Origin of the sequence: Clavibacter zhangzhiyongii (genome assembly GCF_014775655.1) — a bacterium.
Taxonomy (GTDB): domain Bacteria; phylum Actinomycetota; class Actinomycetes; order Actinomycetales; family Microbacteriaceae; genus Clavibacter; species Clavibacter zhangzhiyongii.
The window spans coordinates 1,844,771-1,859,105 of record NZ_CP061274.1; the positions used below are offsets into that span (position 1 = coordinate 1,844,771).

At 70.4% G+C, this 14,335-nt stretch carries 8 protein-coding genes; all 8 read right to left on the reverse strand.

From position 1 onward, the window contains the following. Window positions 1-67: 67 nt before the first annotated feature. A complete protein-coding gene (gene uvrC / locus H9X71_RS08780) occupies window positions 68-1,996 on the reverse strand; it encodes an excinuclease ABC subunit UvrC (RefSeq protein WP_191146753.1) in 1,929 nt (642 codons plus the stop codon). After that, the gene (uvrA, locus tag H9X71_RS08785; protein ID WP_191146754.1) at window positions 1,996-4,917 is read right to left on the reverse strand and encodes an excinuclease ABC subunit UvrA; all 2,922 of its coding nucleotides are present in this window, start codon (window positions 4,915-4,917) and stop codon (window positions 1,996-1,998) included. Before uvrA ends, uvrC begins: the two co-directional genes overlap by 1 nt. Before the next feature lie 91 nt (window positions 4,918-5,008). Continuing rightward, window positions 5,009-7,075: an excinuclease ABC subunit UvrB gene (gene uvrB, locus H9X71_RS08790; RefSeq protein ID WP_191146755.1), complete on the reverse strand. Its 2,067-nt coding sequence runs from the start codon at window positions 7,073-7,075 to the stop codon at window positions 5,009-5,011. 10 nt (window positions 7,076-7,085) lie between these two features. Then, window positions 7,086-7,700 carry a dephospho-CoA kinase gene (coaE, locus tag H9X71_RS08795; protein ID WP_191146756.1) on the reverse strand — a complete coding sequence of 205 codons (615 nt, stop codon included), beginning with the start codon at window positions 7,698-7,700 and terminating at the stop codon, window positions 7,086-7,088. A gap of 88 nt (window positions 7,701-7,788) precedes the next feature. Next, on the reverse strand, window positions 7,789-9,243 hold the full coding sequence (rpsA, locus tag H9X71_RS08800; RefSeq protein ID WP_086513559.1) for a 30S ribosomal protein S1: 1,455 nt from the start codon (window positions 9,241-9,243) through the stop codon (window positions 7,789-7,791). Between the two features lie 183 nt (window positions 9,244-9,426). Then, entirely contained in the window at window positions 9,427-11,106 is a 1,680-nt protein-coding gene (locus tag H9X71_RS08805) for a DUF885 domain-containing protein (protein WP_191146757.1), read from the reverse strand. Then, the gene (locus tag H9X71_RS08810; RefSeq protein WP_191146758.1) at window positions 11,103-11,561 is read right to left on the reverse strand and encodes a PTS mannitol transporter subunit IIA; all 459 of its coding nucleotides are present in this window, start codon (window positions 11,559-11,561) and stop codon (window positions 11,103-11,105) included. Before H9X71_RS08810 ends, H9X71_RS08805 begins: the two co-directional genes overlap by 4 nt. Window positions 11,562-11,598: 37 nt before the next feature. Continuing rightward, complete coding sequence (gene polA, locus H9X71_RS08815) at window positions 11,599-14,283, reverse strand: DNA polymerase I (protein ID WP_191146759.1); 2,685 nt, start codon at window positions 14,281-14,283, stop codon at window positions 11,599-11,601. Between the last annotated feature and the right edge of the window lie 52 nt (window positions 14,284-14,335).

Below are 14,335 nucleotides of genomic sequence, written 5' to 3' on the forward strand. Positions count from 1 at the left end.
CACCTCTCGTCGCGCTGGTCGGTGGGTCCAGTCTAGGCGGGACCCGCGACACCGGGCCGGGCCCGGGTCAGGAGCGGAGCCGCTCGTAGACCGCCTGGGCGAGCGTCGGCCCGATGGTGCGCACCGCCGCGATCTCCTCGACCTCGGCCTGCTTGAGCTTGGCGACCGATCCGAACTGCTGCAGCAGCCGCTGGACGCGCGACGGCCCGAGCCCGGGGATCTCGTTGAGCACCGACGTGATGTCGCGCTTGCGCCGGGCGCGCTGGTGCGTGATCGCGAAGCGATGCGCCTCGTCGCGGATGCGCTGGATGAGGAAGAGGGCGTCGCTGTTGCGCGGCAGGATGATCGGGTAGTCGGAGTCCGGCAGCCAGATCTCCTCGAGGCGCTTGGCGATGCCCGCCAGCTGGATCCCCGTGACGCCCGACTCCTCGAGCGCCCGCTGGGCCGCTGCCACCTGCGGCTGCCCGCCGTCGACGATGAGCAGGTTCGGGCTGTACGAGAACTTGTTGACCGGCGGCGCCTCGCCGAGCTCGGGCGGCGCGGCGTCGGCCGGCACCTCCGCCTCCTTGCCGAGGTAGGCGAGGCGACGGGTGATGACCTGGTGGATCGACTCGGTGTCGTCCGTGGAGTCGGCGATGTTGAAGCGGCGGTACTGGTCCTTGCGCGGCAGGCCGTCCTCGAACACGACCATGGACGCGACGATGTTGGTGCCGCTCAGGTGCGAGACGTCGTAGCACTCCATCCGCAGCGGGGCGTCGGGCATGCCGAGCGCCTCCTGGATGTCGGCCAGCGCCTTCGACCGGGTCGTGAAGTCGGAGCTGCGCCGCGTCTTGTAGAGCATGAGGGCGTTCTGCGCGTTGGTCGCGGCGGTCTGGGCGAGCGCCGCCTTGTCGCCGCGCTGCGCGACCCGGAGATCGACCTGCCACGAGCTCGGGCGGCCGCGGCGCACCGTGCCGTCGTCCTCCCCCGCGGCGCGACGCTGGCTGAGCCAGAGCTCGAGCTCCGCGGCGTCGGCGGGCAGCTCGGGCACGAGGACCTCGCGAGGCGGATGCGCCTCGTCCTCGTAGGCGTTGTGGAGCACGGTCTCGACCAGCTCGCCGATGCCGATGTCGAGCTCCTTGTCGACGACCCACGTGCGCGTGCCGCGGATGCGGCCGCCGCGCACCATGAACTGCTGCACGGCGGCGGCGAGCTCGTCGGCGGCGATGCCGAAGACGTCGGCGTCGACGCGGTCGTCGAACACGACCGCGGTCTTGGAGAGGGCGGCCTCGAGCGCGCCGATGTCGTCGCGGTGCCGGGCTGCGGCCTCGTAGTCCATCTCCGCCGCGGCGTCCTTCATCCGCTGCGTGAGCTGGCCCACGTACTTGGAGTCGTTGCCGGCCATGAAGCTGACGAAGTCGTCGGCGATCTCGCGGTGCTCCTCCTCCGACACCCGGCCGACGCACGGCGCCGCGCAACGGCCGATGTCGCCGAGCAGGCAGGGGCGGTTCGTCTGCCGGGCGCGCTTGAAGGTGCTCTCCGAGCACGACCGCATGGGGAACACCTTGAGCAGGTGGTCGACCGTCTCGCGGATGGCCCAGACCTTCGTGTAGGGCCCGAAGTACTTGGCGCCGCGGATCTTGCGGTTGCGGGTGACCATCACCCGCGGGTAGTCCTCCCCCAGCGTGACCGCCAGGTACGGGTACGACTTGTCGTCCCGGAACTTGACGTTGAACGGCGGGTCGAACTCCTTGATCCAGGTGAACTCGAGCTGGAGGGCCTCGAACTCGCTGCCGACGACGGTCCATTCGACTCCGGCCGCGGACGTCACCATCCGGCGCGTGCGCTCGTGGAGGCTCGCGAGCGGCGCGAAGTAGTTGGCGAGGCGCGCGCGCAGGTTGTTCGCCTTGCCCACGTACAGGACGCGGCCCGCTGCGTCGCGGAAGCGGTACACGCCCGGCGACGTAGGGATCTCCCCCGCCGCCGGACGGTAGCCGACGGTGTCGGTGCGGGCCATCAGACGGCCGCGCGCTCCTCGCGCGCACGCTGGGAACCGGCCGCGGACGCCTCGGCCTCGGCCTCGAGCACCTCGCGGAGGAACCCGCCGGTGTAGCTCTCCGGCACCGTGGCGAGATGCTCGGGCGTGCCGGTCGCGAGGACCGTGCCGCCGCCCGCGCCGCCCTCGGGACCCATGTCGATGAGCCAGTCGGCCGACTTGATGACGTCGAGGTTGTGCTCGATGACGATGACCGTGTTGCCCTTGTCGACCAGCCCGTTGAGCACGAGGAGGAGCTTGCGCACGTCCTCGAAGTGGAGGCCCGTGGTCGGCTCGTCGAGCACGTAGATGCTGCGGCCGTTCGAGCGGCGCTGCAGCTCCGTGGACAGCTTGACGCGCTGCGCCTCGCCGCCCGAGAGCGTGGTGGCGCTCTGGCCGAGGCGCACGTAGCCGAGGCCCACGTCGACCAGGGTCTTCATGAAGCGGTGGATGGCCTGGATGGGCTCGAAGAACTCCGCCGCCTCGCTGATGGACATGTCGAGCACCTCGGCGATGCTCTTGCCCTTGTAGTGGACGCTGAGGGTGTCGCGGTTGTAGCGCGCTCCCCCGCAGACCTCGCAGGCCACGTAGACGTCGGGCAGGAAGTTCATCTCGATCTTGATGGTGCCGTCGCCCGAGCAGGCCTCGCAGCGCCCGCCCTTGACGTTGAAGCTGAAGCGGCCGGGGAGGTACCCGCGCGCCTTGGCCTCGGTGGTCTCGGCGAAGAGGGTGCGGATCCGGTCGAAGACGCCCGTGTACGTGGCGGGGTTCGAGCGCGGGGTGCGGCCGATGGGGTTCTGGTCGACGTGGACGACCTTGTCGAGGTTCTCGAGGCCGGTGACGCGCGCGTGCTTGCCCGGCACCTTGCGGGCGCCGTTGAGCTCGTTGGCGAGCACCCGGTAGAGGATGTCGTTCACGAGCGACGACTTGCCCGACCCGCTGACGCCCGTGACGGCCGTGAGCGTGCCGAGCGGGAAGGACGCCGTGACGTTCTGCAGGTTGTTGGCGCGGGCGCCCACCACCTGGATCTGCCGCTTCTTGTCGATCTTGCGGCGCTTCGCCGGCGTGGCGATGGCGCGACGGCCCGCGAGGTAGTCGCCCGTGAGCGACTCGCGGTTCTCGATGAGGCCCTCGTAGGAGCCCGAGTGCACGACCTTGCCGCCGTTGACGCCCGCGCCCGGTCCGATGTCGACGATCCAGTCGGCGGTGCGGATGGTGTCCTCGTCGTGCTCGACGACGATGAGCGTGTTGCCGAGGTCGCGCAGCTTCACGAGCGTCTCGATGAGGCGGCGGTTGTCGCGCTGGTGCAGGCCGATGCTCGGCTCGTCGAGCACGTAGAGCACGCCGGTGAGGCCCGAGCCGATCTGCGTGGCCAGGCGGATGCGCTGCGCCTCGCCGCCGGAGAGCGACGCCGCGGCGCGCGCGAGGTTGAGGTAGTTGAGGCCGACCTCGATGAGGAAGTCGAGCCGCACGCGGATCTCCCGCAGGACCTGCGCGGCGATGTGCGCCTCGCGGTCGGTGAGCTCGAGCTGCGCCATGAACGCCTGCGCGTCCGAGAGGCTCATCTCCGCGACCTCGGCGATGTTCGCGCCGTGCACGAGGACCGCGAGCACCTCGGGCTTCAGCCGCTTGCCGTCGCAGACCGGGCACGGGATCTCGCGCAGGTACTCGCCCCAGCGCGCGCGCTGGTTGTCGGTCTCGGCCTGCGCGAACTGGCGCTCGATGTAGGGCATGACGCCCTCGAAGCCCGACGAGTAGGTCATCTCGCGGCCGTAGCGGTTCTTCCACTTGACCTGGACCTCGAAGTCGTTGCCGCGGAGCACCGCCTCGCGGACCTCCTCCGACAGCTTCCGCCACGGCGTGGTGAGCGAGAACTTGAGGTCGCGCGCGAGGCCGGCGAGCAGCTTCTCGTAGTACTGGAAGAGGCCCTTGCCCTGCGTGGTCCAGGGGAGGATGACGCCGTCGGCGATGCTCAGCGACTCGTCGCCGATGAGCAGCTCCTGGTCGACCGACATGCGCGTGCCGAGGCCGGAGCACTCGGGGCAGGCGCCGAAGGGCGCGTTGAAGGAGAAGGTGCGCGGCTCGATCTCGGTGAGCTGGATGGGGTGGTTGTTCGGGCACGACAGCTTCTCCGAGTACGTCTGGAGCCCGCCGGGGCCCTCGACGTCGACGAAGTCGATCATGACGATGCCGTCGGTGAGGCGGAGCGCCGTCTCGAGCGAGTCGGTGAGGCGCCCGAGGATGTCGTCGTTGGCGACCAGGCGGTCCACCACCACGGAGATGTCGTGCTTGTACTGCTTCTTGAGCTTGGGGGGCGAGCTGAGCTGGATGAGCTCCCCGTCGACGATGGCGCGCGAGTAGCCGCCGGAGGCGAGCTCCGCGAACAGGTCGACGAACTCGCCCTTCTTCTGCGACACGATGGGGCTGACGATCTGGTACCGCGTGCCGGACTCGAGCTCCATGAGCTGGTCGGCGATCTGCTGCACGGTCTGGCGCGAGATGCGCTCCCCGCAGACGGGGCAGTGGGCGACGCCGATGCGGGCCCAGAGCAGGCGCATGTAGTCGAAGATCTCGGTGATGGTGCCGACCGTGGACCGGGGGTTGCGGTTCGTGGACTTCTGGTCGATGGAGACCGCGGGGCTCAGGCCCTCGATGAAGTCCACGTCGGGCCGGTCGACCTGGCCGAGGAACTGGCGGGCGTACGCGGACAGCGACTCGACGTACCGGCGCTGGCCCTCCGCGAAGATCGTGTCGAACGCGAGGGACGACTTGCCGGACCCGGACAGGCCGGTGAAGACCACCAGCGAGTCGCGCGGGATGTCGAGGTCGACGTCACGGAGGTTGTGGACACGGGCACCGCGGACGCTGAGGAGGGAGGAGGACTCGACGGGGGAGATTGACACCTGTCCATCGTATGCGCCGCCACCGACAGCGCCGACGGAGGGGAGCGGCGGCGGCCTCCGGCGGCGCGCGCCCCCGCTCCCCCGCTTCGACTCAGGACAGGTGCCCGGCCTTCTCCATCTGACGGAGCTCGCGCTTGAGGTCGCCCAGCTCGTCGCGGAGGCGCGCCGCCAGCTCGAACTTGAGCTCGCCCGCGGCCTGCAGCATCTGGTCGTTGAGGTCGGAGATGATGGTCTCCAGCTCGTTCGCCCCGGCGGCCGCCTTGCCCTCGCGACGGAGGTTCGGCGTGGGCGACCGCTTGCCGCCGCCGCGCCCCTCGAGCATCTTCTTCGTGTCCTCGCCCTCGCGCGCCAGGATCTCCGTGATGTCGGCGATGCGCTTGCGCAGCGGCGTTGGGTCGATGCCGTGCTCGGTGTTGTAGGCGACCTGCTTCTCGCGACGGCGGTCGGTCTCGTCGATGGCGCGCTTCATGCTGTCCGTGAGGACGTCGGCGTACATGTGCACCTCGCCCGAGACGTTGCGCGCCGCGCGGCCGATGGTCTGGATGAGCGACGTGGACGAGCGGAGGAAGCCCTCCTTGTCGGCGTCGAGGATCGCGACGAGCGACACCTCCGGCAGGTCGAGGCCCTCGCGCAGCAGGTTGATGCCCACGAGCACGTCGTAGATGCCGGCGCGCAGCTCGCTGAGCAGCTCCACGCGGCGCAGGGTGTCGACGTCCGAGTGGAGGTACCGCACGCGCACGCCCGCCTCCGCGAAGTAGTCGGTGAGCTCCTCCGCCATCTTCTTCGTGAGCGTGGTGACGAGGATGCGCTCGTCCTTCTCCACGCGGATGCGGATCTGCTCGAGCAGGTCGTCGATCTGCCCCTTCGTGGGCTTGACCACGATGGCCGGGTCGATGAGGCCGGTGGGGCGGATGATCTGCTCCACCACGCCGTCGCCCATGCCGAGCTCGTACTTGCCGGGCGTGGCCGACATGTAGACGGTCTGGCCGACGCGCTCGGTGAACTCGTTCCACTTCAGCGGCCGGTTGTCGAGCGCGCTGGGCAGCCGGAAGCCGTGCTCCACGAGCGTGCGCTTGCGCGAGGAGTCGCCCTCGAACATGGCGCCGATCTGGGGGACGGTGACGTGCGACTCGTCGATGATGACGAGGAAGTCGTCCGGGAAGTAGTCGAGCAGGCAGTGCGGAGCCTCGCCCGCGTCGCGCCCGTCGATGTGGCGGGAGTAGTTCTCGATGCCGGAGCAGAAGCCGATCTGCTGCATCATCTCGATGTCGAAGTTGGTGCGCATGCGCAGGCGCTGGGCCTCGAGCAGCTTGCCCTCGCGCTCGAGCACGGCCAGCCGCTCCTCGAGCTCCTGCTGGATGGTGCCGATGGCGCGCTGCATGACCTCGGTCTCGGCCACGTAGTGCGATCCCGGGAAGACGGAGACCGAGTCCATCTTGCGGACCACGTCGCCCGTGAGCGGGTGCAGCGTGTAGAGCGCCTCGATCTCGTCGCCGAACATCTCGATGCGGATGGCCAGCTCCTCGTACATCGGGATGATCTCGATGGTGTCGCCGCGCACGCGGAAGTTGCCGCGGGAGAAGTCGACGTCGTTGCGCTGGTACTGCATGGAGACGAACTTGCGGATGAGCGTGTCGCGGTTGATCTGCATGCCCACCTGGAGCGCGACCATCGCGTTCATGTACTGCTCGGGCTGGCCGAGGCCGTAGATGCAGGAGACCGTGCTCACCACCACCACGTCGCGGCGGCTGAGCAGCGAGTTCGTGGTGGAGTGGCGGAGGCGCTCGACCTCGGCGTTGACCGACGAGTCCTTCTCGATGAAGGTGTCCGTCTGCGGGACGTACGCCTCCGGCTGGTAGTAGTCGTAGTACGAGACGAAGTACTCGACGGCGTTGTCCGGCATGAGCTCGCGGAACTCGGTGGCGAGCTGGGCGGCCAGGGTCTTGTTGTGGGCGAGGATGAGCGTCGGCCGCTGGACCTTCTCGATGAGCCAGGCCGCGGTGGCCGACTTGCCGGTGCCCGTGGCGCCGAGCAGCACCACGTCGGGTTCGCCGGCGTTCACGCGCCCTGCCAGCTCGGCGATGGCCGTGGGCTGGTCGCCGCTCGGGGAGTACTCGCTGACGACCTTGAACGGGCGCACGGACCGGGTGGGCTGCATGCCTCCGAGTCTACGAGCGGCCTCCGACACCGCTGGACAGGTTCGCCCAGAGCCGATCCGTCTGCGCGAGCGTCGACGCCAGCGAGACGCCGGAGTCGATGACGTCGTCGGCGACGGCGAGGCGGTCCTCGTCGGAGGACTGCGACGCGATGCGCCGCTCGGCCTCCTCGACCGGCATGCCGCGGAGCTCGACGAGGCGGCGGATCCGCTCATCGCGCGGCGCGTGCACCACGACGATCCGGTCGAACTCGTCGACGCGGCCGGACTCGACGAGGAGCGGGATGTCGTACACGACGACCGCGTCGGGATCCGCCTCCCCCGCCTCGGCCATGCGGCGGGCGGAGAGCGCGCGGACGGCGGGGTGCGTGATGGCCTCGAGGTCGCGTCGGGCGTCCGGGTCCTGGAACACGATCGCGCCGAGGGCCGGCCGGTCGAGCGTGCCGTCGGCGGCGATGACCCCGGAGCCGAAGCGCCGGGCGATCTCCGCCAGCGCCGGCGTCCCCGGCTCGACGACCTCGCGGGCGAGCCGGTCGGCGTCGATGCGCACCGCCCCGAGCTCCGCCAGCCGGTCGGCCACCACCGTCTTGCCCGCGGCGATGCCGCCCGTCAGTCCGATCACGCGCATGGATCCAGCCTAGGCGGGCGGCTCCTCCGGGAACGACGGAGGCCGCCCTCCCCGAAGGAAGAGCGGCCTCGTCGTGGTGCGGGTGGGACTACTTCGAGCTGGACAGCTTCTCGCGCAGGGCGGCGAGGCTCTCGTCGTCCGCCAGCGTGCCGGCGCCCGTCGAGTCGCTCGTGAAGCCGGGGCCGGCGGACGTGATGCCCGTGTCGGCCGCCTCGGCCTCGGCTGCTGCCGCGACCTGCTTCTTGTGGGCCTCCCAGCGGGCCTGAGCGGCGGCGTACTGCTGCTCCCAGGTCTCGCGCTGGGCCTCGAAGCCCTCCTTCCACTCGTTGGTCTCCGGGTCGAAGCCCTCGGGGTACTTGTAGTTCCCCTGGTCGTCGTACTCGGTGAGCATGCCGTAGAGGGCGGGGTCGAACTCGGTGCCCTCGGGGTCGACGCCGTCATTGGCCTGCTTGAGGCTCAGCGAGATGCGGCGGCGCTCGAGGTCGATGTCGATGACCTTGACGAACACCTCGTCGCCGACGGACACGACCTGCTCGGCGAGCTCGACGTGCTTGCCGGAGAGCTCCGAGATGTGCACGAGGCCCTCGATGCCCTCGGCCACGCGGACGAACGCACCGAACGGCACCAGCTTGGTGACCTTGCCGGGCGCGACCTGGCCGATGGCGTGCGTGCGGGCGAAGACCTGCCACGGGTCCTCCTGCGTCGCCTTGAGCGACAGCGAGACGCGCTCGCGGTCCAGGTCGACCTCGAGGATCTCGACGGTCACCTCCTGGCCCACCTCGACGACCTCGCTGGCGTGCTCGATGTGCTTCCAGCTGAGCTCGGAGACGTGCACGAGGCCGTCGACGCCGCCCAGGTCCACGAACGCACCGAAGTTGACGATCGAGGAGACCACGCCCTTGCGGACCTGGCCCTTCTGGAGGTTGTTGAGGAACGTGCTGCGGCTCTCGGACTGCGTCTGCTCGAGGAGCGCACGGCGCGACAGGACCACGTTGTTGCGGTTCTTGTCGAGCTCGAGGATCTTGGCCTCGATCTCCTGGCCGAGGTACGGCGTGAGGTCGCGGACGCGGCGCAGCTCGATGAGCGAGGCCGGGAGGAAGCCGCGGAGGCCGATGTCCACGATGAGGCCGCCCTTGACGACCTCGATGACGGTGCCGGTGACGACGCCGTCGGACTCCTTGATCTTCTCCACGTCGCCCCACGCACGCTCGTACTGCGCGCGCTTCTTCGACAGGATCAGACGGCCTTCCTTGTCCTCCTTCTGGAGGACGAGGGCCTCGACGGTGTCGCCGACCTTGACGACCTCCGTGGGGTCGACGTCGTGCTTGATCGACAGCTCACGCGAGGGGATGACGCCCTCGGTCTTGTAGCCGACGTCGATCAGGACCTCGTCCCGATCGATCTTCACGACGGTGCCCTCGATGAGGTCTCCGTCGTTGAAGAACTTCAGTGTCTTCTCGACCGCGGCGAGGAAGTCCTCAGCAGATCCGATGTCGTTGATCGCGACCTGCTTGGGCGCCTTGTCGGTCGTTGCGATTGTCATGTAGTTAGTGCTCCAGGATGGGCATGAATAAGGCCGCTGGCGCGGACCCGCGCGGGTACCGGTCGAGCGGCGGACGGATGGGTCGTCGCAGAAGTGCGACAGTCGATCTTAGACCCGGCCCGGGAGCGGGGACAACCGCGCCGCGCGGGCCGGAGCGGACCGCGCGGCGCGAGGGCCGACGCCTCAGCGGAGGACGGCCGCGCGGAGGGTGTCGAGGCCGACTCCCCCGACGTCGAGCGCGCGGCGGTGGAACTCGCGGATGTCGAACGCGTCGCCCTCGCGGCGGCGGGTCTCGTCGCGGAGGTCCTCCCAGATGCGCTGCCCCACCTTGTAGGACGGGGCCTGGCCCGGCCAGCCGAGGTAGCGGTTGACCTCGAAGCGCACGAAGGACGGGTCCATGTTGACGTTGCGGCCCATGAAGTCGAACGCGTACTCCGCGTCCCACGCGGCCTCGCCGTCGGGGCGGGTCTTGCCGAGGTGCACGCCGATGTCGAGCACGACGCGGGCGGCCCGCATGCGCTGGCCGTCGAGCATGCCGAGGCGGTCGGCGGGGTCGTCGAGGTAGCCGAGCTCCTGCATCAGGCGCTCGGCGTAGAGGGCCCAGCCCTCCGCGTGGCCCGACGTGCCGGCGAAGCGGCGCCATGTGTTGAGCTCGGCCTTGTTGTAGGTGGCCTGCGCGATCTGCAGGTGGTGGCCCGGGACGCCCTCGTGGTAGACGGTGGTCAGCTCGCGCCAGGTGTCGAACTCGGTGACGCCTTCGGGCACCGACCACCACATCCGGCCGGGGCGGCTGAAGTCGTCCGCCGGGCCGGAGTAGTAGATGCCGCCCTCCTGCGTGGGCGCGATCATGCACTCGAGCGCGCGGATCTCCTCGGGGATGTCGAAGTGCGTGCGGCCGAGCTCCTCGACGGCGCGGTCGCTCGTCTCCTGCATCCAGGCGCGGAGGGCGTCGGTGCCGTGGAGCTTGCGGGACGCGTCGCCGTCGAGGTGCGCGATGGCCTCCAGCACGCTGGCGCCGGGGAGGATCTCGCGGGCGATGGACTCCTGCTCCTCCACCATGCGCGCCAGCTCGCCGACGCCCCACTCGTAGGTCTCGTCGAGGTCGACCTCGGCGCCGAGGAACGAGCGGGAGCGGAGCGCGTACTGCTCGCGGCCGACGGCGTCGACGTCACGGCCGGCGGGCTCCAGCTCCGAGCCGAGGAACGAGGCGAGGCGCTCGTAGGCCGCCCGGGCCTCCTCGGCGCGCGCACCGAGGTCCTGGCGGAGGGAGACGGGCAGCTCGCCCGCGTCGGGGCGCGCCTCCGCGGCGAAGGCGCGGAAGAAGCCGTCGGGGGCGGCCTGGCGCTCGACCTGGCCGAGCACCTCGCGGATCTGCCGCTTGGCGGGGACCTGGCCGCGGCGGACGCCCTCGCGGAGGGTCTCGATGTAGCCGTCGACGGCACCGGCGACGTTGCCGAGGCGCGTGGCGACGTGCGCCCAGTCGTCCTCGGTCGCCGTCGGCGAGATGTCGAAGACCTCGCGGATGCCCTGCGCGGGCGACGCGATGACGTTGAGGTCGGAGAGGTGGACGCCCGCGTCGTGCATCTCGACGTCGAGCTCCAGCTCGCGCGTGAGGTCCATGCGCGTGACCTCGTCGACGGCGTCGACGGGCGTCGCCGCCGCGAGCCGACGGACGACCGCGCGGGCCGCCTCGGCGTGCGCGGCGTGGCCCGCGGGCGACGTGTCGCCGTACTCGCCCTCGCGCCCGGGACGGCCGAGGTAGACGCGCTCCTCGGGGTGCAGGTCGAGCGAGGCGTCGATCCACCCCTCGGCGATGCGGTCGATGTCCGTCTGCGGTCGGGGTGCCCTCGGCGTCGTCGTCATGCCTCGACCGTACCGGCTCCCAGGAGAGACCGGACGGTCGCGGGATCCGTGGCGCCGCGCAGCTGCTCGGCCCGCACGGGGTCGAGCAGGATCTCCGCGAGCCGCGACAGCAGGGCGATGTGGCCGCCGCCGGTCGCCGCGATGCCGACGACGATGCGCACGTCGTGGCCGTCCCAGTCGACGCCGTCGGGCAGGCGCAGGACGCTCAGGGCGTCGGCCTTGACGAGGTCGCGGCCGGCGGCGAGCGTGCCGTGGGGCACCGCGACGCCCTCGCCCACGAAGGTCGACACCGAGCGCTCCCGCTCGACCATCGCGTCCACGTAGCCGGGCTCGACGGCGCCGGCCTCGACGAGCGCCTCGCCCGCCTGGCGGATCGCCGCCTCGCGGTCGGCGGCGCGGGCGTCGAGCCGGATGGAGCCGTCCGCGAGGAGGTCCGAGAGTCGTGCGTTCGTCATGCGCTGGTGCTCCTCGTGCTGGGTGGATGGGGCTCGGTCAGTGCGCGGCGGCGGCCCACGAGTCGCCGCGGCCGACCTGCACCTCGAGCGGCACCCGGAGGTCGGCGGCGTGCGCCATGCGGTCGGTGACGATGCCCTCGAGCGCGTCCCACTCCCCCGCGGCGACCTCGAGGATGAGCTCGTCGTGCACCTGCAGGAGCACGCGCGAGGCCATGCCGCGCTCCTGCATGTCGGCCTCGATGCGGATCATCGCGATCTTCATGATGTCGGCGGCGGACCCCTGGATGGGCGCGTTGAGAGCCGCCCGCTCCGCGTTGTCGCGCAGCACGCGGTTGGGGCTCGTCAGGTCGGGGAACGGGCGGCGGCGGCCGAAGATCGTCTCGGTGTACCCGGCGGCCCGGGCCTCCTCGACCACCTGGCGCAGGTAGTCGCGCACGGAGCCGAAGCGCGCGAAGTAGTCGGTCATGAGCTGCTTCGCCTCGGAGGACGGGATGCGCAGCTGCTTGGAGAGCCCGAATGCGCTCAGCCCGTACGCGAGGCCGTAGCTCATGGCCTTGACCTTGGTGCGCATCTCGGCGCTGACCTCCGCCGGCTCGACGCCGAAGATGCGGGAGCCGACGAAGCGGTGCAGGTCCTCCCCCGCCGCGAACGCCTCGATGAGGCCCTCGTCGCCGGAGAGGTGCGCCATGATGCGCATCTCGATCTGCGAGTAGTCCGCCGTGAGCAGCGTCTCGTAGCCCTCGCCCACCCGGATGGCGCTGCGGATGCGGCGGCCCTCCTCCGTGCGGACCGGGATGTTCTGCAGGTTCGGGTTGTTCGAGGAGATGCGGCCGGTGGTCGTGCCGGTCTGCACGTACGTGGTGTGGATCCGCTCGTCGTCGCCGATGCCGCGCTCGAGCGTCTGGATGATCTGGCGGAGCTTGCTCGCGTCGCGGTGCTCGAGGAGCAGGTCGAGGAACGGGTGCGGGTTCGACGCCTGCAGGTCGGCCAGGGCCCCCGCGTCCGTGGAGAAGCCGGTCTTGTTGGCCCGCGTCTTCGGCATGCCGAGCTGGTCGAAGAGGACCTCCTGCAGCTGCTTGGGCGAGCCGAGGTTGATCTCCTTGCCGATCTCCGCGAAGGCGCGCTGCGCGAGGTCGGTGATGCGCTCCTGCAGCTGCGCCGACAGCTCGGCGAGGCCGGCGCGGTCGGTCGCGACGCCGCGGAGCTCCATCTCCACGAGCACGAGCAGCGTGGGCATCTCGATGTCGACGAGCACCCCGAGGGTCCGCTCGTCGAGCACCTCGCGGAGCGCGTGCTCCACGCGGAGCGTGTACCAGGCCTCGGTGGGCGCGGTGAGCGCCTCCGTCTCCGGGACGAGCTGGTTGGCGTCGGGCTCCGGCAGGTCCTCCAGCAGGTAGCGGCTGACGAGCGCGGCGAGCGTCTTGTCGGTGAAGCCGGGACGCAGCAGCCATCCGGCCACGAGCACGTCGAAGGCGAGGCCGGAGAACGCGAGGCCGGCGCGGCGCATGGCCTTCACCTGCACCTTGGCGTCCGACATGATCTTCGGCGCGTCGCTCGCGAGCCAGCGCTCGAACGGCGCGTAGTCGGCGCGCCCCTCCTGCCACGGCAGCGTGACCGACTCGGTCGCGCTCGCGAGGCCGAAGCCGACCGGCTTCCCGTCCTGCGTCTCGACCGTGAGCCCCAGGCCGTGGGGCGAGGCGGCGCTCTGCCGCTCGATCCACTTCGCCAGCTCCTCGTCGAGCAGCTGCTGGGCCTGCGGGGCCGCGGGCGCCGTGGACGGCTCCTGCTCGACGGCGCCGACGGGCGTGCCCTCGCTCGAGGCCGATGCGCCGGATCCCTCGAGCTTCAGCACGCGCTCGAGCAGCTGCTTGAACTCCAGCACCGCGAAGACCTCGCGGAGCGCGGGCTCGTCGATGGGCTTGCGCTCCAGGTCATCGGGGCCGAGCGGCAGCTCGACGTCGGTGAGGAGGCGGTTGAGGCGCCGGTTGCGGATGACGTTCTCGTACTGCGCCCGGAGGTTGTCGCCGACCTTGCCGGTGATCTCGTCGCGGTGCTCGATGACCGCGTCGAGCGAGCCGTACTGGTTGAGCCACTTGACCGCCGTCTTCGGGCCGACCTTGTCGACGCCGATGAGGTTGTCGCTGGTCTCGCCCACGAGCGCCGCGATGTCCGGGTACATCTCCGGCTGCACGCCGTACTTCTCGAACACCTTCTCGGCGTCGTAGCGCGTGAGCTGCGAGACGCCCTGCGTCGACGGGTAGAGCAGCGTGACGTCGTCGTTGACGAGCTGGATCGCGTCCCGGTCGCCCGAGACGACGAGCACCCGGTAGCCCTGCTCACGGCCCTGGGTGGCGAGGGTCGCGAGGATGTCGTCCGCCTCGTGGTCCTCCTTGGTGAGCGTGGGGATGTTCATGGTCTTCAGCGCCCGCTCGAGCAGCGGCACCTGGCCCGTGAACTCGGCCGGCGTCTCGCCGCGCGTGCCCTTGTACTCCGGGTACTCGCGCGTGCGGAACGAGAAGCGCGAGATGTCGAACGCGACGCCGACGTGCGTGGGCTTCTCCTTCTGCAGGAGGTTGATGAGCATCGCGATGAAGCCGTGCACGGCGTTCGTGTGCTGCCCCTCGCGGTTCTGGAAGCTCTCCGCCGGCAGGGCGTAGAAGGCCCGGAACGCCAGGGAATGGCCGTCGATGACGAGGAGGGTAGGCTTTTCCGTGTTCGGCACGGGTCCAGCCTATCGAGGGCTCCCGACCTCGGACCCGGCCTCGGAGGATCGC